The 24,289-nt window shown below is 34.9% G+C and carries 21 protein-coding genes, 2 tRNA genes and 1 other RNA gene; 17 read left to right on the top strand and 7 right to left on the bottom strand.

Features of this window, described 5'->3' with window-relative positions; translation table 11 throughout:
- Positions 1–135: 135 nt before the first annotated feature.
- From ACZLXV_RS09610 to ACZLXV_RS09600, 3 genes are all read left to right on the top strand, one after another.
- Positions 136–990, top strand: coding sequence for an HD domain-containing protein (locus ACZLXV_RS09610; RefSeq protein ID WP_022223880.1), 855 nt, complete (start codon positions 136–138; stop codon positions 988–990).
- A 9-nt stretch (positions 991–999) separates the two neighbouring features.
- The gene (locus ACZLXV_RS09605) at positions 1,000–1,563 is read left to right on the top strand and encodes a hypothetical protein (protein WP_022223881.1); all 564 of its coding nucleotides are present in this window, start codon (positions 1,000–1,002) and stop codon (positions 1,561–1,563) included.
- A 146-nt stretch (positions 1,564–1,709) separates the two neighbouring features.
- Complete coding sequence (locus ACZLXV_RS09600; RefSeq protein WP_022223882.1) at positions 1,710–3,191, top strand: leucine-rich repeat domain-containing protein; 1,482 nt, start codon at positions 1,710–1,712, stop codon at positions 3,189–3,191.
- A 192-nt stretch (positions 3,192–3,383) separates the two neighbouring features.
- Here ACZLXV_RS09600 and ACZLXV_RS09595 read toward each other — a convergent pair whose 3' ends face one another.
- Positions 3,384–4,130 (bottom strand): LiaF transmembrane domain-containing protein, encoded by a 747-nt coding sequence (locus tag ACZLXV_RS09595; protein ID WP_022223883.1) that lies wholly within the window; start codon positions 4,128–4,130, stop codon positions 3,384–3,386.
- 337 nt (positions 4,131–4,467) lie between these two features.
- Here ACZLXV_RS09595 and ACZLXV_RS09590 point away from each other — a divergent pair, with 337 nt between their 5' ends.
- Positions 4,468–6,321, top strand: a complete 1,854-nt coding sequence (locus ACZLXV_RS09590; protein ID WP_482383262.1) for a hypothetical protein — start codon at positions 4,468–4,470, stop codon at positions 6,319–6,321.
- A 114-nt stretch (positions 6,322–6,435) separates the two neighbouring features.
- Here the strand turns inward: ACZLXV_RS09590 and pyk are convergent, their stop codons facing one another.
- Together pyk and ACZLXV_RS09580 are read right to left on the bottom strand one after the other, a co-directional pair.
- Entirely contained in the window at positions 6,436–7,854 is a 1,419-nt protein-coding gene (gene pyk, locus ACZLXV_RS09585) for a pyruvate kinase (protein ID WP_022223885.1), read from the bottom strand.
- A gap of 28 nt (positions 7,855–7,882) precedes the next feature.
- On the bottom strand, positions 7,883–8,023 hold the full coding sequence (locus tag ACZLXV_RS09580) for a hypothetical protein (RefSeq protein ID WP_022223886.1): 141 nt from the start codon (positions 8,021–8,023) through the stop codon (positions 7,883–7,885).
- Positions 8,024–8,251: 228 nt separating this feature from the next.
- On the opposite strand from ACZLXV_RS09580, the gene ACZLXV_RS09575 reads away from it, so the two are divergent.
- The gene (locus tag ACZLXV_RS09575) at positions 8,252–8,398 is read left to right on the top strand and encodes a hypothetical protein (protein WP_482383261.1); all 147 of its coding nucleotides are present in this window, start codon (positions 8,252–8,254) and stop codon (positions 8,396–8,398) included.
- Positions 8,399–8,573: 175 nt separating this feature from the next.
- On the opposite strand, the gene ACZLXV_RS09570 is transcribed toward ACZLXV_RS09575, so the two are convergent.
- On the bottom strand, positions 8,574–9,923 hold the full coding sequence (locus tag ACZLXV_RS09570) for an Ig-like domain-containing protein (RefSeq protein WP_482383260.1): 1,350 nt from the start codon (positions 9,921–9,923) through the stop codon (positions 8,574–8,576).
- A 252-nt stretch (positions 9,924–10,175) separates the two neighbouring features.
- Here ACZLXV_RS09570 and ACZLXV_RS09565 point away from each other — a divergent pair, with 252 nt between their 5' ends.
- The gene (locus tag ACZLXV_RS09565; protein WP_482383259.1) at positions 10,176–11,399 is read left to right on the top strand and encodes a BMP family ABC transporter substrate-binding protein; all 1,224 of its coding nucleotides are present in this window, start codon (positions 10,176–10,178) and stop codon (positions 11,397–11,399) included.
- 10 nt (positions 11,400–11,409) lie between these two features.
- Positions 11,410–13,131: a methyl-accepting chemotaxis protein gene (locus ACZLXV_RS09560; protein ID WP_482383258.1), complete on the top strand. Its 1,722-nt coding sequence runs from the start codon at positions 11,410–11,412 to the stop codon at positions 13,129–13,131.
- A 47-nt stretch (positions 13,132–13,178) separates the two neighbouring features.
- On the opposite strand, the gene ACZLXV_RS09555 is transcribed toward ACZLXV_RS09560, so the two are convergent.
- Together ACZLXV_RS09555 and ACZLXV_RS09550 are read right to left on the bottom strand one after the other, a co-directional pair.
- Positions 13,179–13,260, bottom strand: a tRNA-Leu gene (locus tag ACZLXV_RS09555).
- A gap of 55 nt (positions 13,261–13,315) precedes the next feature.
- Entirely contained in the window at positions 13,316–14,869 is a 1,554-nt protein-coding gene (locus ACZLXV_RS09550) for a response regulator (RefSeq protein ID WP_482383257.1), read from the bottom strand.
- A gap of 102 nt (positions 14,870–14,971) precedes the next feature.
- On the opposite strand from ACZLXV_RS09550, the gene ACZLXV_RS09545 reads away from it, so the two are divergent.
- The 7 genes from ACZLXV_RS09545 to ACZLXV_RS09515 all read left to right on the top strand — a co-directional run bounded on the left by ACZLXV_RS09545 (position 14,972) and on the right by ACZLXV_RS09515 (position 19,469).
- On the top strand, positions 14,972–15,508 hold the full coding sequence (locus ACZLXV_RS09545) for a nucleoside recognition domain-containing protein (protein WP_022223975.1): 537 nt from the start codon (positions 14,972–14,974) through the stop codon (positions 15,506–15,508).
- A 103-nt stretch (positions 15,509–15,611) separates the two neighbouring features.
- Entirely contained in the window at positions 15,612–15,785 is a 174-nt protein-coding gene (locus tag ACZLXV_RS09540; protein WP_482383256.1) for a DUF6472 family protein, read from the top strand.
- Between the two features lie 45 nt (positions 15,786–15,830).
- Positions 15,831–16,379 (top strand): phosphatase PAP2 family protein, encoded by a 549-nt coding sequence (locus ACZLXV_RS09535; RefSeq protein ID WP_022223973.1) that lies wholly within the window; start codon positions 15,831–15,833, stop codon positions 16,377–16,379.
- Positions 16,380–16,496: 117 nt separating this feature from the next.
- Positions 16,497–16,580, top strand: a tRNA-Leu gene (locus ACZLXV_RS09530).
- A gap of 103 nt (positions 16,581–16,683) precedes the next feature.
- Positions 16,684–16,949: signal recognition particle sRNA large type (gene ffs, locus ACZLXV_RS09525), an RNA gene on the top strand.
- 182 nt (positions 16,950–17,131) lie between these two features.
- Complete coding sequence (locus ACZLXV_RS09520) at positions 17,132–17,305, top strand: hypothetical protein (RefSeq protein ID WP_482383255.1); 174 nt, start codon at positions 17,132–17,134, stop codon at positions 17,303–17,305.
- A 1-nt stretch (position 17,306) separates the two neighbouring features.
- Complete coding sequence (locus ACZLXV_RS09515) at positions 17,307–19,469, top strand: DUF8509 domain-containing protein (protein WP_482383254.1); 2,163 nt, start codon at positions 17,307–17,309, stop codon at positions 19,467–19,469.
- 209 nt (positions 19,470–19,678) lie between these two features.
- On the opposite strand, the gene ymfI is transcribed toward ACZLXV_RS09515, so the two are convergent.
- Complete coding sequence (gene ymfI, locus ACZLXV_RS09510) at positions 19,679–20,407, bottom strand: elongation factor P 5-aminopentanone reductase (RefSeq protein WP_022223971.1); 729 nt, start codon at positions 20,405–20,407, stop codon at positions 19,679–19,681.
- A 273-nt stretch (positions 20,408–20,680) separates the two neighbouring features.
- Between ymfI and ACZLXV_RS09505 the strand changes: the two genes are divergently transcribed.
- The 3 genes from ACZLXV_RS09505 (at position 20,681) to ACZLXV_RS09495 (ending at position 24,168) form a co-directional block, all read left to right on the top strand.
- On the top strand, positions 20,681–21,874 hold the full coding sequence (locus tag ACZLXV_RS09505) for a LytR C-terminal domain-containing protein (RefSeq protein WP_022223970.1): 1,194 nt from the start codon (positions 20,681–20,683) through the stop codon (positions 21,872–21,874).
- 123 nt (positions 21,875–21,997) lie between these two features.
- Positions 21,998–22,732, top strand: a complete 735-nt coding sequence (locus tag ACZLXV_RS09500) for a WecB/TagA/CpsF family glycosyltransferase (protein ID WP_482383253.1) — start codon at positions 21,998–22,000, stop codon at positions 22,730–22,732.
- A 323-nt stretch (positions 22,733–23,055) separates the two neighbouring features.
- Positions 23,056–24,168 (top strand): ABC transporter ATP-binding protein, encoded by a 1,113-nt coding sequence (locus tag ACZLXV_RS09495; RefSeq protein ID WP_022223968.1) that lies wholly within the window; start codon positions 23,056–23,058, stop codon positions 24,166–24,168.
- Positions 24,169–24,289 lie beyond the last annotated feature (121 nt).

The following is a 24,289-nucleotide window of genomic DNA, read 5'->3' as shown; positions in this document are numbered from 1 at the left end:
CTGAACAACTCCATTATACCACAAACCGTGAGGAGATTTTTATATTTAGTAACAAAAAAATGTCGTATTTATGCGGCGTGTGGCGTTTCGCAAACGCCTATGTATAATAAAAGTGGTAAGGAGTGTGAAATATTAATGACAATCGACAGAAAAAAAGTAAAAAACGTTTTTAAGAAATATACAGATAATTATGACACAAGTGACGAGAAGATAAAACTTAAAGTTGATCATACATACAGAGTGGCTGCTCTCAGTGAGAGAATAGCCCGTTCGCTTGGTCTTGGTGATGATGATACAAATCTTGCGTGGCTTATAGGAATGTTGCATGATATAGGAAGATTTGAGCAGTTGAAAAATTATGGCACATTTTCTGATGCGGAGTCTATTGACCATGCTCATTATGGTGTTGAACTTTTGTTTGAGGATGGTATTATCGAAAAGTTTGTGGGTGAAAATGCTGCAAAAGATTTAAAAGGGACAAAAGACTTAAAAGAGACTGCTGTTAAATCCGAAAATGAAGAAAAAGAGACAAAAGAAATTTCAGAACTTGATATATTAAGGACAGCGATATGGAATCACAGTGCGTATCGTGTTGAAGAGGGACTTACTGACAGAGTAAAGATGTTTTGCAATATCATAAGAGATGCAGACAAGATAGATATTTTAAAGGTAAATTATGATGTTACACTTGAAGTGATTTATGATGTTACGACAGAGGAACTTAAAAATTCAGGAGTGACAGATGAAGTAATGAAAGCTTTTATAGAACATCATGCGGTGCTTAGAAGTTTAAAGAAAACACCGATAGATAATCTTGTTGGGCATGCGGCTCTTGTTTTTGAACTTGTCTATAATGAAAGTTTTAAGATTGTAAAAGAGCAGGGATATATTGAAAAAATGCTCTCATATGTTTCTGATAATCAGGATACAGTGAAGAAATTTGAAATAATGCGTAATGACATGAACAAGTTTCTGGCAGAACATGAATAGGAGATAAATGTGCAAAAAGAATTAAATATAAAAAAGCTCATATTGCTTATTATGCTGATAAGCTTGATATGGGCAGGTGGATATTATGAATATACAAGTGCTATTTTGGGCGGATTTGTAATGGTTTGTTTTGTATATGCATTTGTAAAAGTTAAAGGTGACAAAAAGCGCAGCAGTAAAGTTGAGCTTAATTCAGGTATTATATTTTCAGAGATGTTGACATTATTTTATGGGGTGAGCATTTTCTATGCAACTTACAGTGCACTGGCTCAGGCAGCGTGTCAGGAAGGAAAGATTGACAAGGTAGCAGAATATGAAAAAAAGGCAATCGAAAGAAATAAATTTGATAAAGAACAGTATGTTGAATATTTATATTTGCTTAATGATATGCTTGGAAATAAAAAAATCGCAGACAATGATAAACTCACAGGCAAGATAATAAAAAAAATGAAAGAAGTTCCCGGGCTTATAGAAAAAAACAGAAAAACCGTAAGTAAATTAGGAAAAAAGATAAATGATAAGGTTGATATTGAACTTGATAAAGAGCTGTTGAAAGAAATACAGGAGCTATAATCGGTTGATATAAAGGACTTAATGTGCTAATATTAAAAAAAACGGTGTTCTGTTAAAGATTAGACAGTACTGGGTCTAGATAAAATATATTTGTCACAGACAGCAGTTTATGAAAAATAATGTAAAATGAAAAGAGGTAAATGCAAATGAGAAAAAGACTTTTTTCAAAATTAGCAATTGTTATGTCAACAGCTATTGTAGTGTCAGGTTGTTTTTGCCCTATAGACAAGGCTTTTGTCAACGCTGAAACTATTCAGGATGAAGATGATTCATATTACGATGACGATTCGGATTATGATGATTCAACGGATGACAGCTATGACGATTCGACAGACGATAGTTATGATGATTCAACAGATGACAGTGACAATGAGGAAACTACAGGTACAAAAATTGATGATGTAAAATTATCAAGTTCCGAGTTACAGGCTTTTATAAAGGAAAGTGATTCGGACGAAAACGGTTATATCAGTCAGTCTGAGGCAGAGAAAATTACATATGTTTCAATAAGTAAAAAAGCTTCACAGTCAGATCTTACTCAGATTATAAAATTATATCCTAATATAAGCGAACTCATGTGGAATGCAGGAACGCTGACCAAATTAACATTTCCAAAGAATAATATAAAAAGGCTGAATATTACTTCAAAAGCTGCATCACAGTTAGTTATTTCAGGTATAAATCAAAAACTAAACAATTTGTCTTATACAGCACAGGGAAGTAAAAAATATGCATTTAATTTTGCAAAGGGCAGTGCGTACAAGAAAGTTGAAGATTTTAATCTTATGGGAAAACAGATAAATGGAGTAAAACTTTCAAATGCAGAAGTGGGTACATTGTATGTGACCGATACATCCGCTAAGAAGATTGATGCATCATCAGACAAAATCATTAACTTATGGGTACAGAATAATAAAAAACTAAGCTCATTTACGGTTAGAAATTGTTCTAAATTAAAATCAGTGAGCTGTGCCTACAATGCTCTTTCAAGATTAAATATAAGTGGATGCCCTAAACTGTTATCTGTTTCATGTGACAGAAATAAACTTACAAAGCTTGACATTTCAAAATATAAAAATCTTAAAAGTATAAGCTGCGGACAGAATAAACTGAAAAAATTTGATATATCAAAAAATAAAAAATTAATATCAGTTTATTGTAATGATAATAAGCTTACAGAATTAAATACATCAAAAAATAAAAAACTTAGTTATTTCGGTTGTTCAAATAACAAGCTTAATAAATTAAATGTTATACCAAACAAAAAACTAACTACACTTTCATGTTATGGAAATAAATTTACAAAGGTAAACTTAAAGAAGAACAAGGAACTTGTATCAATGGCTGTAAGCAAAACATACAAACTTATGTCAAGTTATATTCCTACAGCATCTAAGTCAAATACAAATTATATATATATCGATGTAAAGAAAGGAACAAAATTAAATCTTGTAAAATATGCACCGGCATTGAAAAAAGCAAAGTTCAGTATTGGAGAAGATAGTCAATATATAACTGTAAACAAAAAAGGCGTTGTAAGCATAAAGAAAAAGAAAGACTATGTATATGGTTATGTTATAGCAACTCTGAATAAGAAGGAATACAATATCCGAATTATGGGATTTTAACAAAATGCAGATTTAGCGGTATCAGGAAGAATATATTAGAAAAATAGATACCGGTATATAAAAAATAAGAGCGGTGGCAGGATTGTATAAGCCTGCACCGCTCCTGTTTTTTTCAAGATTTCATATATTTATGCAATTTTATATGTTTACACAAGTCTATATATTTTCCACGATTTTATATATTCACACAATCTATACATAAGTGATTATAATACTTCCAAATTTTACTTCGCCTGTAAGGTATACTATAGGTGAGCCGGTACTTTTATTTTTGTTGCGTTCTTCAATGGCTCCCGCAAATACAGATGCTTTTTGAATTATCTGCCATTCTTTTGGAATAAAAAGCTGTGTACATCCAAAACTTTGTTTAACATAAATTTCTGCTGTATCAGCAATGATTTTTGCACTGTCAAAATATACTTTAAGTTCGCCAAAGGATGATTCAAGAGATGCTTTTTTAAAGTTACCCGTATTTATATACTTTGCTGATGCACCGAATTGGTTGTAGCCATAAAAAGTTTCATTTGTATCTTCGTTAAAAACAGTCTGATGTTTTCCGACTTTATCAGGATCATCATAATCATCCCATTCCACATGTTTTTTTGCGTTATAATTATTGTGCGGAAAATGTTTGCTTGGAAAAAGCATTGAAAATCCGATAGTGAGCAGTAAAGCAATTATTAAAACTGTTTTTGTGGATATATACGGAAAACCGAATACACTGTCAAATATAAGCCACAGAAAGGCAAGTGAGAAGAAAAAGCCACCAAAACTTCTTGCAAATATTGAATTTATGGCAGTTCCGACGAAAATAGCTCCTAATATTATTTTAGATACGCTTATGGCAAATGTAACAATATGAAGCTGATTTAATATAAGACAGCATGCTATGGCGATAAGCATAAGTCCCCAAAAAATTGAATTTTTATTTCTGTTCATGATTTGACCTCTTTTCTGTGCTTCTTAGCACTTGATTTTTGATTGAAAATTTTTTATTGACAGAGATTAGACTTCAGAATTTTATAACTTTAAGTTTGCTGTTTTTATCTGTCTGATATGATTAAAGCATATGGTTAAAATGTTGTAAATATTATTTCGGTAAGTGGTAGATTTTTATGGGTAAGAGGTGAGATATGACAGCCATAAATAATGTGTGCGTAGTTCAATTCACACCATATATGTACCATTCACGCAAACTTTCATTTTTTTTCTCGCAGATACAGTATAATATTTGTAGATTCATAAGAAAAATATTGAACAGGGGAGGAAACTGCCTATGAAAAAGAAACTTAAAGAAAGAATAAAAACTATGGAAAATATAAAAAGAATTTCCGGTAGGAAAGGGTTAAGACACCTTTGCAGCATGATACTTGTATTCAGCCTGGCATTGTCGATTGGAACGGCATACCTGCCGGCGCAGACGGCAAAGGCATATTATGATACGTCTATGACACAGTTTAAAACACAGTATCTGGATACAGATACATTTGATGTAAAGGGAATTGCTTATCTGGTAGGAACAGACAATATTGCAAAAATCGGAAGTACACAGACAGTTTATTCGGTTCCTGAGGGAACGAAAATTCAGGGACATACCATAAAAGCAAAGTATCTGCCACAGGACAATAACCAGACAGTCAGATACATATGGACCGGAGGCGGCAATGTAGTCGGCGGTGGTATTGACTGGATAAGCGATTATAATTCAAGTGCAGCTTTTCTTGAGTATGAGACAGCTAAATTTAAGGTACTTGATTATGATGACGAATGGGTTATTGTATGGAGTAACGGATACAGTCCTGCTTATAGTCTTACGGAATTTCATTCCTGTGCGGCATATCTTGTGCAGACTGCTCATCGTCCGGGATTTTATCGTGTGAAGAGAAGTCAGGTCTGGATAGATGTCGGACGTTATAAGAGTACAACCCCGGCAGATGGAGAAAAAGTGACGATTGAAGCTGATGGAAAAACAACAAAGTCATTCGTTGGAATACGCTTATATGCAGGGATTCCGTCATGGGGAGACTCATATCGTGTTCCTATAAATACAAATCTTCAGGTTGTTTCAACAGAGCCTGTTGAATCAAAGACAAAGGGCGATACAAACAAATATTATAAAGTATATTTTAACGGAAAGAATTCTGTGAATTATATGACATACAAGAAGCCGGGATATTATTATGTTGATGCCAGGTATGTAAATCTTTACAATAAGGGAAAAAAGGTGCCGTCAGGAAGCAGTGAGGGTAAGATTTTTAAATTAAGCGATGGCAAAGAGGTCAGCGTTTATGAGAAAAAGGACACGACAAGCACTGTATTGGGAGCTTTATGTAATGATGCGTTAGTTGACTATTTTGCAGAGGACTCGGATGATACATGGACTGCAATATGGTTCAACAGCAAAAAAGCTTATATAAAGAGTACCAATTTTTCAAAAACCACAGCAGTAAGCAGTGGAAAGAAGATTACAAATATGCATGTAAAGGATATTGTAAACAATCAATATATAGTTATGTGGGATGACCTTTATAACAGTTCAGCATATACAGTCGGTGTTGCTACTTCGTGGGATGATTTCTGTCTTGCAGCAAAAAGTCTTCCGGCAGGAAATATCAATCCTACACTTGTTCAATATGATAAAGCTGTTGAGGATAACTATTATACAGTGAAAAACTCATGCTTCAAAAACAGAGGTACGGTTGATATTATCGTATATTCAGACTTATCAAGCAAGTCAAGTGACTCAGGGCACATGACACTTGCATCACCACCTAAAAAAGATACTAAACCTATTGTAAGTATTGATTGGTATATGAAAAAGGACAAGCTAAAAAAGAAAAAACTTATTGGCAAAAATTCCATAAAAATTACTTATGTGTATTCAAGCTATGATAAGTATCAGCTTCAGTATTCTACTGATAAGGACTTTAAAGATGCGAAAACAATAAATAAGTCATGTGCGGCTGCAAATAAGCATTCCGATAAACCAATGAATATCACGGGACTTAAAGCAAATACAACTTATTATTTCCGTCAGAGAAGTAAAAAAGCTGTAAATACAGATGCCGGAACAAAATATCTCATTGGATCATGGTCTAATGTTTTGAAAGTAAAAACAAAGGCAAAATAAGATATATAATAAACAAAAATATATAAATATTTGAAAACAAATAAAACAGGGCATTCACAAAGATTGGAATGCCCTGAAATTTTATGTTTTTGGCTATGATATATTTTGAAATATCTACTTGGAAACAGCTTCTACGCGAATAGTGTTTGTCTTTCCTGATACACCGCTCACCTGTCCGCCTGTAAGGACAACATTGTCTCCTTTTTTTAGATTAAATAATTTCTTTGCATGATTCATTGCATGATAGAACATGACATCAACAGAGTTAAATTCCTCGCTGAGAACAGGAGTTACCCCCCAACTCAAATTTAATTTTCTCCATGCTCTTATGGACGTAGTCATACCGATAATATCAACAGGGCAGCGGAAACGGCTTACCATACGAACAGTATTTCCTGAAAGAGAACTTATGACAATACCTTTTGCGTTTGTATCAATAGCCATTGCACATGTGGCATGGGAAATGGCATCAGTATTATCTTTAATTCTGTATTCAGTAGTTCTGAAACGTTTAGCATAATCAATATTTTTCTCTGTATACAGAGCGATTTCTGCCATGTTTTTAACAGCGTCAACAGGATATTTACCTGAAGCTGACTCGCCTGAAAGCATTATTGCCGATGAACCATCATAGACTGCGTTTGCAACATCAGAGATTTCCGCTCTCGTAGGACGAGGATTTTGTATCATGGATTCAAGCATTTCGGTTGCAGTTATAACTCTCTTTCCTAGAAGTCTGCATTTTTTGATAAGATACTTTTGTATGGATGGAACTTCAACGAAAGGAATTTCCACTCCTAAGTCACCTCTGGCAACCATAATTCCGTCTGCAATATCACAAAGTTCTTCAATGTTGTCGACACCTGAGCGGTTTTCGATTTTAGCGATAATATCAATATCTGAACCGCCGTTTTCATTTAAGAAATTTCTAATGTCGAGCAAATCCTGTTTTGTTGAAACAAAAGATGCTGCGACAAAATCTACTTCGTTTTTTATACCAAAAAGTAAATCTTTTTTGTCCTGTTCGCTCAAGTAAGGGCCAGTCATCACATGGTTAGGGAAATTCATGCTCTTGCGGTCAGACATTTCACCGCCGACTTTTACTTTACATATAGCATCATTACCCTTGAGTTTAGCAACTTCAAAAATAAGTAATCCATTGTTTACAAGAATGGTGTCGCCAATTTTAAGTTCATTTATAAGATTTTTATAGCTTACCGATACACGTTCATTGTTGCCCTCAACCTCGTCGGTAGTAAATGTAAAGGTGTCACCATCTTTTAAAGTGACTTTGTGATTTTCAAATGTGCGTATTCTGTATTCAGGTCCTTTTGTATCAAGCATAATAGCAATAGGAAGGTTTAATTCTTCACGGACTTTTTTTATTCTGTCTATTTTTTGCTGATGTTCAGGGTGTGTTCCGTGTGAAAAATTGAGACGCGCAACATTCATTCCTGCTTTACACATTTGTTTTAATGTTTCTTCACTTTCGCTTGCCGGGCCAATGGTACAAATAATTTTAGTTTTTCTCATGATGATTAGCTCCTTTCGATTAGCCGATTTACTTTTCAGTGCTGTTATTTATCATATCATTGCCATGTTCGTCGGGATTTTCCGTGTCACTGTTTGAAAACCATAAACCGAATGCGGTAAGTCCAACAATGAATAGTATTCCGATAATAATAAAAATAATTCGTAACATAACTTTTCTCCTTGTATTTATGATATTGATAAAAAGCTATGTTAATTTTTCTTTTTTCCATCCTGCAAATGAATATAATCAATAATATTTTCAGTTGATTTTGGTTCACAGAGACCGGAGAGATATTCCGATAAATAATAGTATGACGGAAAATGTATTGTATGAACAATATCTGTTATATAAAGTAATAATCTATATGTATGTGAAAAATTATTTTTTTTATGGACTATGTTTGAATATGAGTACAATTCCTGTCTGCCAAGCATTTCAGGTGTACATGCATCATCATTAGAAGAAGTGGCAGATGTTGTATATATATCATTTGGAAAACCGGAGCTAAAACTTTGCGTAAAAAGTATGGGAACAGATGTCTGATGAATATTGATACAAGACACAAATATACAAAGCACAATAAACAAATATGTATGTCTGTAATGTTTTTTTTCAGTAAACATATGCATCTGCTCCCTTCCGTTTAAAATACCTTATTAGAATATCACATTGATTTAAATAGGGCAAATATATTTAATGTAAAATTAGTTAATTTGTTTTATTTTGGATTTTTCCATATGCAATTCCAGGAAGTATTCCCCTTTGTGCCTGTCTTTATTTTAACTGTGTTACTCCATGGACCATAGCACTTTTTTCCATTGGCATAGTATATTGCTCTTGTCCTGAAATAATAAGTTTTCTTTGCTGACAAACGTGCAGTATAAACATCTGAATTTGTGTTGTCAATATATGAACTGGTTCTTCCAGGCTTAAAGTTTGATGTTTTTGACATCTGATATTGAAAAGATGACACTCCGTTTTGGGATTTTGCACGGACTTTAACCCATCTGTCATTTTTCTTTTTGCATACGGCAAATTTTGCTTTTTTTGCTTTTACTGTTATGTTTGCAGTTACCGTAATGCTTGTATCATCTGTTGATTTTGCGGTGATAGTGGCATTTCCGCAGCCTACAGCTTTTAATATTCCGTTAGAGGATACTTTGACAACATTTTCATTATCAGAAGTCCATATGATTTTAGATTTATCTGCATCGTCTGGTGTGACTGATTTTAAAAGAGAATAACTTTTCCCAAGTGTTATTGAAACGTTTGATTTTTTGAGGTTTATTGCAGATATAAATTTAGGGATGCTGCATTTGAATTTGTATACACCTGTTTCAGTTGATTCAAACTTGATGAAGTAAGTGCCGGCAGAAAGCATTTTATCTGTTATTTCAAAGCTGTTGGTACCTTTCTTTTTATAATTGCTTTCATATATATTTTGCCAGTCTTTATCGTATACGGTGATTTTATAAAGATATACATTTGAATCAACATTTATATGAAGATAGCTGTCTTTTGATAGTGTAATATTATAAAAATCAAGTTTATCTGTGACAGATAAGAAACCGGTTGTCTGTTTTTCGATAGAAATCGGCATACTTGTGTCAAAACTGTTATTAGGTTCTGTCTCATTGTTGCCTGCTGCTTCAAAAGAAGTTTTTATACGGTAATCAAAAGTTATATTTGCATTTCTGCTCTTTATAGCTTTTATGATATAATCTCCTGCTTCGAGATCTGAACTCATGGTGCCTGTCTTAGGGTCAACAGATGAGCCTGACAATTCAAGACTGTTAATGCGGCTGCTCTCATCGCAGTTATAAATATAAAAGCAGATGCTGTCTGCGTATGACTGGGCTGTAACTGTAAGTTTTCCTGCTTCTTTTAATGTTATGTGATAAGTGTTTGCAGCAGTATCTGCATTACCATTTACCCATGCATCATCAGTGTTGATATCTGAGACAGCGGCGTGAACTGTGTCAGATATAAAATTTACACCTGCTGTTGCAATAGCAAAAGAAAGCCCTAATGCAATAGCTTTTTTTGTAAAAACAATTTTCTTTTTCAAATTTATACTCCTCATTTCTTTGTATTTTTTGACAAAAAAGTTTGCCGGCGTTTTTATAAAAACAATAACAGTTTAGCATAAATACATATTGTAGAAAAGAAAAAAGTTTTTATTTATGTTTTTTTTTTCGTGTTAATATGATAAAATATGTGTGAAAAATATATGATTTTGTATAAAACTGTGCAGTTAAATGTCGATTTAACAATGAAAGTGTTGAGTGGAGGTATATGAACTTTCGGAAAGGAGTTTAGGATGAAGAAAAAAATTTTAGCATTATTTATGTCATTATTCGTGGCATTGTCCTTGTCTGCATGCAGTGCGGGAGAAATAGTTGATTTTGCAACTAATAATGTGACAGATGGTGGAAGCAGCACACAAAACGGCACAAATTCGGAGACAGCCAAAAAGGCAGCCGATACAAATCCGGCGGGTATGAAAACAATCGCTAAAGACAAGTTAAAGATTGGTGTGCTTTATATAGGAAGTGCTTCTGAAACTTCAGGTTATACATATGCACATGAGATAGGCATTCAGGGAATGGCAAACAACATCGGACTTGACGAGTCTCAGATTGTGCGAAAGGAAAATATCAACGACAGTGACGAAAAAGCAGTAAAAGAAGCCTTGCAGGATTGCGTTGACAAGAATTGTAACGTTATTTTTGCTACAAGCTGGGGCTATATGGAGCAGACAGAGAAATTTGCAAAAAAATATCCGGACATATATTTTGCACATGCGACAGGTTGCTTGAGTAACGGAAAGAATTTTACCAATTATTTTGGAAGAATTTATCAGGCAAGATATTTGTCAGGTATAGTTGCAGGACTTAAAACAGAAACCAATAAGATTGGCTATGTATCTGCCATGGGAAGTGATAACAGCGAGTGTACAGGAGGCGTTGATGCGTTTGCGATTGGAGTTGAGTCAGTAAATAAAAAAGTTAAGATATATGTTGCAGTTACCAATTCATGGTATTCGCCTGACGATGAAAAGAAGGCATCTGATGCACTTATAAAAGCGGGGTGTGATGTTCTTGCACAGCATTGCGATACGACAGCACCGCAGGAAGCATCAGAGAACAATGGTACATGGGCAATAGGGTACAATTCAGACATGAGCAAGGAAACTCCAAAAGCTACACTTACGTCTGTTATATGGAATTGGAGTGCATATTATACATCATATATAAGCAGCATAATAAATGCATCATACAGCGGAGAAAATTACTACGGAGGAATGAAAGAAAGTCTTGTTAGTCTCACAGAGTTGTCGTCACTTTGTGATGATCAGACTGCAGAAAAGGTAAAAGAAGCTAAAGAAAAGATTGTTTCAGGTGATTTTGGTGCGTTTGATGGAGTGTTAAAAACCAATACGGGAGATAGCATTGGAGAGGAAGGAAAGACACTTGATGACGCAAAAATTACCGGAGAAATAAACTGGTATTACCATAATGTTTCAGAATTGAAATGGAAATAGGGGGTTGCGTATGATTAAAATATTTGAAAACTGGAAGCTTAAGTACAAAATATTATTTGTGGCACTGTTGCCGATACTGGCAGTCTGCATTGCAGTTATTATTATAAATAATACTGTCATAAAAAATGCATTGCTATCAAAAACAAAAAATGAATTACAGGCTACAGCAGAAGCATTACATACAGCATATAATCAGAATTCAGGAGAATATTTCAGAAATGATTCCGGTGAAATCTGGAAAGGTACATACAATGTATCACTCTCTCAAAAACTTGTAGTTGAGATGAGTGAAAAAACCGGAAGCAGTCTTACTTTTTTTTACGGTGATGAACGTATAGTTACTTCTCTTAAAGATAAAAAAGGTGATTATATTCTGGGTTCAAAAGCTGGAGATTATGTGAAAAAGAATGTTTTACAAAAAGGTAATGATGTGTTTTCAAGTCGTGTCAGTGTAGAAGAAACGATGTATTATGGTTATTATATTCCTGTAAAACAAAATAACAGTGATGATGTTATCGGAATGATATTTGCGGGAATGCCTGTAAAAACTGTTGACAAGACCATAAATCTTGTAAGTGGATTGTTGTTCTTTGTTCTTGGTATTGTTCTGATATTGACAATATTTGTATGCTTTATTGCATCAAAGGGAATAGCAGCTGCTATTGAGGATAGTGTTCTGGTAGTTCAGAAAATGGCTTCGGGAAATCTGAGTGTAAATATAAATGAAAAAAATTTAAACAGAAAAGATGAAGTAGGAAAACTTTCAGCAAGCACAAAAAGCCTTCAGGAAAGCCTTCACAATATGATAGGTTCAATATCAGAAAACACATCAAGACTTGACAGTTCGTCAAAAGACATGAGTAATGTTGCAGGGCAGGCGAGTGATGCCATGTCATCAATCAGTGAAAATCTTAAGAGTGTACTTTCGAGTGCAAAGAATCAGGCAGAGGTTACGGGAAGTGTTACGGAAAACGTAAACAATATTAATCATATGCTTGGAAATACTGGAGATGAAGTTGACGGTCTTTCGGATGCAGCGACAGATATGCTTAAATCAGGAAGTGAGGTAGCTAATAGTCTTAAGGATTTATACACTTCAAATGAAGGAGTGCTTGATGCGATAGATAAAATAAGAGAGCAGACAAGCGAGACGGATATATCTGTAGAAAAAATAAAAGAAGCTGTAAATCTTATTGCGTCGATAGCTGAAGAAACAAATCTGTTGAGCCTTAACGCATCTATTGAAGCGGCAAGAGCCGGTGAAAGCGGAAAAGGTTTTGCGGTTGTAGCTGTGGAGATAAGCAAACTGGCTGACCAGAGTAATGCTGCATCAGCAGATATAGAAAAGATGATTATGAATCTCGGTGAGAATTCCGAAAAGACAATATCGACTATGGAAACTGTACAGGATGCGATAAACAGGCAGTCTGAGGATATGAATAATACAAGAAAAATCTTTGAGAAAGTTAAAGGATGTATCAAATCCGTTGCAGAAGGAGTTACTAATATCAGAGAGGCAACAGAAAGACTTGAAGGTGAGACATCTTGTATAGCGGATGACATAAATAATTTGAATCTGCAGGCTGAAACAAACATGCAGAATATTGAGGAAACACTTAAAGCGGGCGAGGACGTATTGAAGATAGTAAAAGACGTAAGCAAAATGTCAATGACAGTAAGCACTGCGGCAAATGATATGTCTGATTCGGTAGAGAGATTTAAGACACAATAAAAATTAAAAAAGAAGTCCAATAAAAAGGACTTCTTTTTGTTGGTTTATGCGGATAACAGGAGTCGAACCTGCACGCCTCACGGCACAAGAACCTAAATCTTGCATGTCTGCCAATTCCATCATATCCGCATAGTGCCGATAACTTCAACACTGTTGGCAATAGTACCATATGCATTATATTTTGTCAAATGGTATCCTTGTTTTTCTTTCTGAATTCAGCAGGGCTCATTTCGACATATTTCTTAAATTTTGTATGGAAATAGTCAACATTTTTATAGCCAACTTTTTCTGCTATCTCATAAACTTTGAGGTCTGTTGTAAGGAGAAGCTCTTTAGAGTGTTTAATCCTTACTTTGTCTACAAATATATTGAATCCCTCGCCTACTTTTTTGTTGAAGATTTTGCCGAGGTATGAACTGTTATAACCAAAAAGCGGTGCAATATTTTCAAGTTTGATATTATCCATATAGTTGTGTTCAATATAATGTATAATATCGTCCATAACACCTTCGCTGGTAGGATTGCCTATTGTTCTGGTAATCATGTCAAATTGTTCGGTGAAATACAGCATTATCTCATAGAGATAATATTTGCTTCCTATATAATCGATGATTTCCGCATTTCCGGGGAAAGCAATATTAGCATTGTGGTACAGATGCGAAATTTTTTCTTTTATCGACAAATATAAATCAGTCAAAAAAAGCTTTATTCTTGAAATATCACTTGTTGAGTTAAAGAGATTATGTTCAAGTTCGTGTAAAGTTTCGGCAATCTGATTTCTCTTTGAAGCCTGAATATATCCTGTGAGTTTTTCACAGTAATCCTGTAAATGGCTGTCGGAAATCTCATAAGTGTTTTCAAGTTCCTCACGCGGTAGTTCATCATATCCTATAGTATGCTGTTTATCTTCACAGAAGAACCTTCTCTGAAGAAGTTTGTGGGCTTCTTCATAAGAAATATGCACATCCTCAATAGAAGTGACTTCTCTGCCGTATGCAATAAACAGAGAGTCGAGAGGAGAGTTCTCCTGTGGTTTTTGTTCTCTGTTGTAATGCTCTAAAAATTCTTGGAATTTATGTAGTGTAAAAGCACCTTTGAGCAGAATAACTTCGTTTTGTTCAATCTCAATGCTTTCATATGAACTGTTTGATTCATTTGTAACTTTAAGCAAATCTGAAAATTTATATGGAAGCTCAGTTGCATGATGACTGTATTTTTCGTAAATGACAACCTGATATATGTCAGCGTGAATATTCATGTCTGCAATATTGTTTATTGTAGGAACGCCTGTAAGTATGTCGAAAAGAATCATGCCCTTTGCTTTGTCACGGTAATTACTAAGAGTTTCCTCTTCTTTGGCTTCTTTATTTATCTGTGAACTTATGGCACTTACTGTCTCGTAGAGTTCGTCTTCATCAATAGGTTTTGTGAGATAATAGTCAACGCCGTTTTTAATCGCTGCCTGTGCGTATTTAAAATCGGTATAACCGCTGAGAATTATAACTTTTCCGTTAAAGCCTCGTTTTCTTGCGTTTTCAACAACTTCAAGACCAAGCATTTTTGGCATGCGTATATCCATAAGAACCAGGTCAGGTTTTTTACTTAAAATAAAATTGAGAGCATCTTCACCGTTTGATGCTTCTCCGATTATTTCAAAACCAAGTTGCTCCCAATCAATGATACATTTGATACCTTGTCTGATTATCAACTCATCATCTGCGATAAAAACTGTATTCATGGGACCTCCTTATCATAAAAGTGTAATTTATCAAGTATTTATTATACATAAGAAATTAGATTTTTGCAATGGAATAATCAGACATTCCAGGAGGAGCATGCTATGATAAACTATTTGTCTAATATTATCATACCAATGGTAATATTTGGAGTAGTCATTCTTGGTCTCAGCACAAAGATTGATATGTTTGCTGCATTTACAAAAGGGGCAAAAGAAGGCTTCAAAGTCACATATGAAATTTTACCGACACTTATAGGATTGCTTTTGGCGGTAGGAATACTCAGAACATCGGGAATACTTGATATAATAGGTGATTTGCTGTCAAAGCCGTTGTCGGTAATCGGATTTCCGGCACAGCTTGTACCGCTGTCATTGGTAAAGATGTTTTCATCATCAGCGGCAACAGGATTATTGCTGGATGTTTTTAAAAAATTTGGAACAGACTCAGAAGAGGGAATGCTGGCTTCAATACTTATGAGCTGTTCGGAAACGATTTTCTACACAATTTCAGTGTATTTTCTGGCAACGTCAACAGAGAAGAACAAACCATTTGAAAAAACAGGCTGGACATTACCCGGAGCACTTTTTTGTACTTTGGCAGGAATGATAGCAAGTGTAATTATTGTAAAACTCATGTGATTTATGTTAAAATCAAAAATAGGAAAAATAAATATTAAAAGTGAATTAAGTCAATTTTTTGAGATGATATTCATTTTAACGAAAGCAACTCAGGAGGAAAAAGATGTCTGAATATGATACATGTGCAAATTATACATACGATGAGGAATATGAAGAGTATGTATGTGACGTGAATATGGATGAGGACGATTTTGTGAGGTTTATGACAAATAAGCGGGAGACATGTCCTTACTACAGAAACGGTGATGAATACAAAGTAGTCAGAAAACAGATGTAAAAAATAGAGAAAAGCGTATATAGAGACGAAAGATTGGAGAAAAATATGATTTCATGGATTACACAGATTGATTTACACATTTTGTATTATGTACAGGATAATCTGCGAAATGAGGTTCTAAACGGGGTTGTAAAAGCATTTACTTCACTCGGAAATTATGGACTTATTTGGATATTATTTACCTTGGCTCTGCTGATATATTCAGATACAAGGAAAGTAGGAATCATGTGTGCGGTGGCATTGATAATTGATTTGATAGTATGCAATGGCATATTAAAAAATGTTATTGCGAGAACAAGACCATATGATGCATTTGAAAATATAAGATGTATAGTGCCGCCGCAGCCGGATTATTCGTTCCCGTCAGGTCACACTGCAAGTTCGTTTGCGGCAGTTGTTCCGGCAATTGTAAACAAAAATACGAGAAAGATAGGAATTGCCGCGCTGATTGTAGCAATTCTTATGGCAGTTTCAAGAATTTATGTGTGTGTGCACTATCCGAGTGATGTTGTCGGAGGGCTTATAGTCGGGCTGTTGTGCGGTATTGCCTCATGCAAAATTTTTGAAAAATTGATGCAAATTAAAGATAAATAAAAAAATTAAAGATAAATAAAAAAATTAAAGATAAATAAAAAAAGTTGTTGACAAGCTGAAAAAAAACTGATAATATATGTCTTGTTCGTGACAGACAAATGTTGTGAACAGGAAAGAGCGGAAGTGCTGGAATTGGCAGACAGGCTAGACTAAGGATCTAGTGTTGGCAACGACGTGAGGGTTCAAGTCCCTTCTTCCGCATTGCATATCAGATAAGGAAATCTTAAAAGGTTTCCTTATTTTTGAATAATCAGGAATTTATGGAAAGCTATGTGATGAAAGCAATCAGCTTTTGTAAAAGCTTCCGTGCTAGCCGGGGAATTAGCGGCGCCCTATAACCTGCAATCCGCTATAGCAGGGGTGATGTCCTGTTTAGGGCTTGTCATTTGTGATGCTGCCCTCAGTAAGTGGCGTTGACGTTTTGGTCTTGCGCAATGGAAACTCATGAACCGTGTCAGGAGGGGAACCTAGCAGCACTAAGTGAGAATTTTCGTGTGCCGTAAGGTAGCCGGAGCCGAGTTAACTGCCGGGGTAACGGTCACACTGACATTTTCAACGCAGGGCGCACGGATTTATATATATATTTGAGCAAGGCATAGAGCCTTGTCTTTTTTTGTCGTTTTTGCCTTTTTTGTTCTATTTTATTCATTTACTAAATTGACGATAGAGCCATTAGTATTGTATAATAAACAGGTATGAAATAGAATTTCAGGTGTGGGATATATGGATTGAAGGAAAAGGGAGGAAAGGCATTGAAAGCGGAATTAAAGCTAAACAGCGTAAATCAGATAATAAAAGATACTGTAATATATGAAAAAGGTGACGATATATCGTCAGTCAGCCTGGTTGTAAAAGGTCGTATACGCATCAGCAAAGAGGGAGTGAATGTAGTAGTAGGGTTCAGGAAATTTTATAGGATTGTGTGATTTGAAAAGTGAGACATACAATGTTACATACACTGCTGAGACAAATGCATTAGTGTATGCATTTCCTAAAATGCGTCTTACTCAGGCAATAAGAAGCCTTATAAAGGCAAACAAAGATTACGCTGGTCTTATGGTGGCATCGTTTAGCAGATTGATTCGAGAACTCTCAATAATATATAACAGCATCACTGAATTATCAGATAAGTTATATGAATTTCTGCTTTCCGGAAGAGAAAGATATGTTGAGATGGCAAAAGAAGCAGGAATAAAAGCTGATAGTCTGAGAGCTATAGATGAGATATCGGAATATGAACATGGAACAGCTGTTGACATAGATAAAGTAATGTATTACAGAGCGTGCTGTGAGGTGGCACCGCAGATACAGAAAGAGTATTTTGGTGCAAGTTCAGTAATATCAGTTTATCATGTCTTAGAACAGGTCGGCATGATAAATATTCTTATGGATGAGTGTGAAAGAGGAACTGAGTATCTTCTGGAATTGTCAAAACCGCTCATAAAAGATGACAGAAGTTTATATATGCAGGTGTTTCAGCTTACAAATACGATTCAGCATGTTGGTGGACAATCAACTGAGGCAATGTCACTGTTTGATGATATTATAGATTACACAAACAATCTTGAAAATCTTCTGCTTGACAAAGCAGGCGTAGAACTTGAAATTGACCATGAATTTATGGAAGATGCATATTGCAATCTTTTAAATGGCGAAGGTTCAGCGAGAAATGAAGAAAGTGATGAGTTTGCGTTGACTGAGAGCGAGTATCACGATATAAGCGAGCTTAACGGTGCATTGTCATATATTCTTGAATATTCAGAAATTGATTCAGAGGAAGCCGGTCAGTTTGACGGATATATTTCTGACTTTATAAGATTAAAAGATAAATTTTCGACAGATGACAATGTGAGAACATTGAGAAGAAGTATAGCAAAGCTATACTATAAGATTTACAAGAAAGTATTTTTGAAGGATTACAAATCAAAAGAAGAAACACCTCTTATCATAGATTTGTTTTTGAGATACGGCTTTTTGAGCGAGAAACTTTTAAACAGTGACTTGCTTGAACAGCTGCTTTCGATTGAAAGACATGAAACCAATGGAGCTGCATGTGCAGTATATGATATGAAACAGTGGCTCACCGAGATAATGGAGGGAAGAAAAGAACCGTCAAAGAGTGAGTTTGATCTTGATTATGCGGAGAGTCTCAGAGACCAGAAAAGAACAGGAGCGCTTAATGATGAGCAGATAGAAAAACTTAAAAATGACAGAAATGCCAAGTTTGAGTTTGAAGTTGACAATATGTTCAGGGCAAATCACCGTATTATATTTGGTCAGGTATCAGCATTTGTTCCGTTTTTGTTTACGGATGGCTGTGCATCATCACTCTTAAAGACATACATGTCGGGAGACAGAATAAATGCGGCAGTACACAGACTACTTCAGATAGACTATTCGGCATTTTACAGAGAGAGCCTTTACACGGGTGACGGTGAACATATAAAGAAAGAATATATTATGGAAGAGGTATTCCCTGACTTTATAATACTTCCTATTTCGGGAAGCAATTCTATTATGTGGCAGGAGATTAGCGGAAGAAGAAGAAATTCAAAGGGAAGATTTCTGCTTCCGGCATTTCTTGATACAGATATTGATGCCACTATGGTTAAACTGTTTGGAAGATTCAGATGGGAACTCTGCAGAACTATACAGGGAACATCATGGAATAACATCCAGGTTAAATCTCTTACAAGTGAATATAGTGATTTTGTCCAGTTTTACAGAAAAAACAGAGAATTGTCTGAGGATAAGAAGGACAAGCTCAAAATGCAGATACAAAAATGCAGAAACAATACAAGAGAAGTTTTTGTTATTGACTATGAAAACTGGATTAAGCATGAGGCACATGGAGGACTTTTGCTTAGCAAACCTGTCCGTGAAATTATGGCTACATACTGTCCGTTTGCAAAAGATATAAGAGATTCGATTGCAGATCAGCCATTGTTCAGGGATGCCATGGCAAGATTTAACAGGGAGATAGGCAAAAAGACCAAGGAGTATGACCTTAAGTTCAGAGTCTGGGATAAAGACAAGGTAGATGTACCACAGGAAATAGTGAAAACAAGAGATTTTTACGTTGAAATGTAGATTTAATAATAAAATGACATATAAAAAGGATTCCGATTTGGTTTTGAGGAATCCTTTATTATGTTATAGAAAACTTATCGTTTCCTGTAACATAATAAACATTCCGTGAGGATGCGCATTTCGCGGAAAAAAAATAAATGCTACGCATTCCGCTCAAGCGACTCTTTGTTCCTGCAAAATAGTTTTAGATTTGAAAAAATATGTGGGAATTATATCCAGCCCCCGTCAAGTTTTATAACCTGTCCCGTCAGATAATCACTTGTATTTGTAATATCGAAGGCAAGTTTTGCGACATCTTCCGGTTTTCCTATGCGTCCGGCTGGAACTTCATCCAATACGCTTTGCAATTCGTCGTCATTTAAGAAGCCGTTCATATCCGTATCTATAATGCCACAGGCAATTGCATTGACCTGTATATTGCTTGGAGCCAGTTCTTTTGCAAGAGCCTTTGTAAAAGAATTTATACCGCCTTTTGTCGCTGAGTATGCAACTTCGGTTGAAGCACCGACACATCCCCAAACGGATGATATATTTACGATTTTTCCGGCATGCCTGCTTAACATTATGGGAATTGCAAGTTTGCAGCAGTTAAATACCGAAGTGAGATTTGCCTCGACAATATTGTGCCATTCGTCAGGAGACATGTCCTGCAAAAGACCTATATGTGAGATGCCGGCATTGTTTACAAGAATATCAATTTTAGAATAGGATTGTGCAATTAATTTGAAAAATGTTTCACATTTCTGAAAATTGCCTATGTCTCCTGTATAAGCGATACATTCAACACCATAATTTAAAATCTCCTGTCTGACTTTTTCAAGCATTTCTGAATTTTTGCGGCAGCATATACATACATTAAAACCGTTTTGTGCATAGTAAATAGAAACGGCACGGCCGATACCACGGGAAGCTCCTGTTACGACAACTGTTTTATTCATAAATTTATAACCTCATTTCATATTTGTGTTAAAAGTAAGAGTGTTTTTCTTCATATGTTATTAATATATCATATTTGTGAAGTATTGTGTCAGCTGTAAAGAAAATATACTATTTCCGATAGATTTATAATCCAATGGTTAAAATATTACAATTTATTTAAAAAAGTTATGCTCATAGGGGTTTTGCTTTACATAGAATTTTTTTTTTGTTATAATACTTCATATGTTTTTTAAGTATTATACAAAAAGAATTAAGATTAGAAAGGTACAATCATGAAAAAGAAAAGTATAGCAAAGGTATTTATCCTGAGCTTATTGAAATCAATATTGGGAATAGCGATAATAATTGCAGTAGGTTTTGCAAGTTACAAAATTTCATATATGGTTCTCTCAAACAATTCGGAAAATGTTGGAACATCTTCAAATGAAATAAAAGATATTGTTGAGGAAGCACAGACAGATGAAATTTCAAAAAATCTTATATATGTAAGCAACGACAATAAGATATCACATCTTATGCTTGAAATCTGCAACACAAAAACAAACAATATGGACTATATAACTATTCCTGTCGGAACAGATTATACGATACCGACTGAGATGTATCAGAAACTTAGTATAGTTAATCAGGAGATACCTCAGATAATAAGAATAGGGAGACTTAAACAGTATTTTCAGAATGACGAGGACGCGTATGGTTATGGAGAACTTATTATAGAGAAAATGCTTGGTGTAAAGATTAGTTATTACACGGTATTAGACCAGGAAACATATCTTAATCATTATTCAAGAAGAAATACAGAAGTGAAATTTAAACCGTTATCACTTGCGGAGTCAAGCAGTGAAAAATCTGTTACGGTTACGGAAAAAATAAATGTTGCAAGCAGAAGTTATGTGAATCAGCTTAAAGATATAAAGGGTGATCAGAACAAGATAGCCGAGTTTATAAAGGATCAGTATGAGAGAGTGGATTCAAATCTTACTGTCTATAATAAAATTGGTTATGTGGAAAGTTATGAAAAAATGGATCCGGATTTGATTCACTATTGGGGGATTCCGGGCAAATACTCCGACAAAATATTTGCGGTAGATACAAAAGCATCAAAATCATTTATAAATAACCTTGTAAATAACACTACAACATATACTCAGGCACAGGTATTTAACAAAGTTGCAAAAACTTCGACAAAATCATCAAAAGGAAAGAGTATAATTGTATTAAACGGAAGTCAGATAGGAGGTCTTGCAACGGCTGCAAAAACTACGCTTACAAATGCGGGATATAAAGTAAAGAAAATTGGTGATTACACAGCTGCTACATTGACGCAGACAAAGATTATTGTAAAGGAAGATGGTGTTGGTAAAGATTTGGTGAAATATTTTAGCAATCCTGTTGTTGAGACAGGAACAGTTGATACCGGATATGATATAAAGATTATTATAGGAACAGCTGATGCTAATAATTGATATAGAATAGCAAATTTAAAATGCACGCTACAGATTTGTTGACGTGCATTTTTAACTTTACCGCATAAAACAGTGTATATAGCTGAATGTGCAGGTAAGTATTTAGGAAAGGCATGGTATATTATGCAATCGGTTGTAAATGTTATGGGCATTGAAATTGATATGCTCAGCAATGATGTTTTTATAGAAAAAATAAATACATATCTTAATGATGACAAGCTGGATGTAATATTTTTTGCGTCAGCTGACATTCTTAACAAAGCTGCAGAAAATGAAAAATATCATGAACTTGTAGACAGAGCGGAACTTTTTCTGCCGGGAGAGGAAGCTCTTCTGACAAATTATAAAATAGATATTTTGAAGGATGCCGGTATGGTTGTGAGCTGCAAAAGTTTTGGGATTATGCTTGAAAATCTTCAGAAGCAGGACAGAACTATATACATAGTGACAGACAGCGGCAAGGATGTGGAAAATCTCAGAAATTACTGCAAAAAAAATCAGCCTGAGCTTCGTATTATAGGTTCGTGTGTATACAGCGAAGAGGTGGAGGATGCAGCAATGGTAAATGAAATAAACAGCTGTATACCTGACATTTTGCTTGTTGATTTAAAAATAGGCGTTCAGGAAAGCTGGATTATGGAGCATGCGAATTTGTTAAACTCAAAATTATGTGTTGCTATTGGTGGAGTTGCACAAATAATAATGGCAGAAGAAAAAAAAATTCCGTCATGGATAAGAAAAATCGGGTTAGCGGGCATATATGAAAAGATTGCTATAGAGAGAATACCTCAGAAATTTTTTAAGGCGAAATTTTTTAGGAAAAGAATTGACATATATAACACCAAAAAAGACGAATAATTTGACTATTTTAACCAAAAACAATATCGTTTTTGGTTAAAACAGACAGTTTGAGAGTGAAAATATTGTGACATTTAATAATAAAACGGCAAAAAAAATATAATAAATCTTATTTATATACTCTTTGCACAAAAAGTCAAAAATTTATTTGGCTATTTATCCTATGGTAAAATATTTCAAGATAGTGTATTATACAAACATGAAAGATGTGACAGGCAAATCACACTATATAATATGATTGCAAAGTGTTTGATGATTTCATTCAAATGGCTGCATCATATTCAGCTTAAACGAATTGTATAAAATTTAGGAGGAAACATATAATGGCAAGTTTATCTTTAAAAAACATTTGTAAAACATATCCAAACGGATTTCAGGCAGTTAAAAATTTCAATCTTGACATCGCAGACAAGGAGTTCATCATTTTCGTAGGACCTTCTGGTTGTGGTAAATCTACAACACTTCGTATGATTGCGGGTCTTGAAGAAATTTCTTCAGGTGAGTTATGGATTGGAAATACTCTTGTAAATGATGTAGAGCCAAAAGACAGAGATATCGCGATGGTATTCCAGAACTACGCTCTTTATCCTCATATGTCAGTTTATGACAACATGGCATTTGGTCTTAAACTTAGAAAAACTCCAAAGGAGAAGATTGACAAGCTTGTTCATGAAGCAGCAAAGATTCTTGATATTGAGCATCTCTTAGACCGTAAGCCAAAGGCTTTATCAGGTGGTCAGAGACAGCGTGTTGCTATGGGTCGTGCAATCGTTCGTAATCCTAAGGTATTCCTTATGGATGAGCCTTTATCAAACCTTGATGCAAAACTTCGTGTACAGATGCGTATAGAGATTTCTAAGATTCATCAGAGACTTGAAGCTACTATCATCTACGTTACACATGACCAGACAGAGGCTCTTACACTTGGTACTCGTATCGTAGTTATGAAAGATGGTGTTATGCAGCAGGTTGCTTCACCTATCGACCTTTATACAAAACCTTGCAACGTATTCGTAGCAGGATTCATCGGATCACCTCAGATGAACTTCATCAACTGTAAAGCAGTTAAAGACGGTTCAGACGTTAAACTTGAGTTTGGTACATACTCAGTTAAACTTCCTGAAGGAAAAGCTGAGAAGCTTGTTGAAGGCGGATATATTGATAAGGATGTTATCATGGGTATTCGTCCTGAGGATATCAAGGATGAAGAGATTTATGTAAACAACGGTACAGACAATGTTCTTGAAGCTACTGTAAAAGTTTACGAAATGCTTGGTGCCGAAGTATTCTTATACTTCACAGTAGAAGGATTTGACATCACAGTTCGTGTAAATCCTCGTACAACAGCTCGTCCTGGCGATACAATCAAGATTGCGCTTGACACAAGCAAGATTCATGTATTCGACAAGGAAACAGAGAAAGTTATTACAAACTAGTTTTAAAAGAATGTTATGTATTTTAAATATACAGTTCTATTTAAAGAACCGTCACGATTTTGTGACGGTTCTTTTTTGGACGTGAATTTTATGATATATATTTTTACAGGGAAGGTGGTTT

This window comes from Butyribacter sp., from assembly GCF_056818865.1.
The sequence above is the reverse complement of the archived record's forward strand: the minus strand, read 5'-3'. Positions and strand labels throughout refer to the sequence as shown.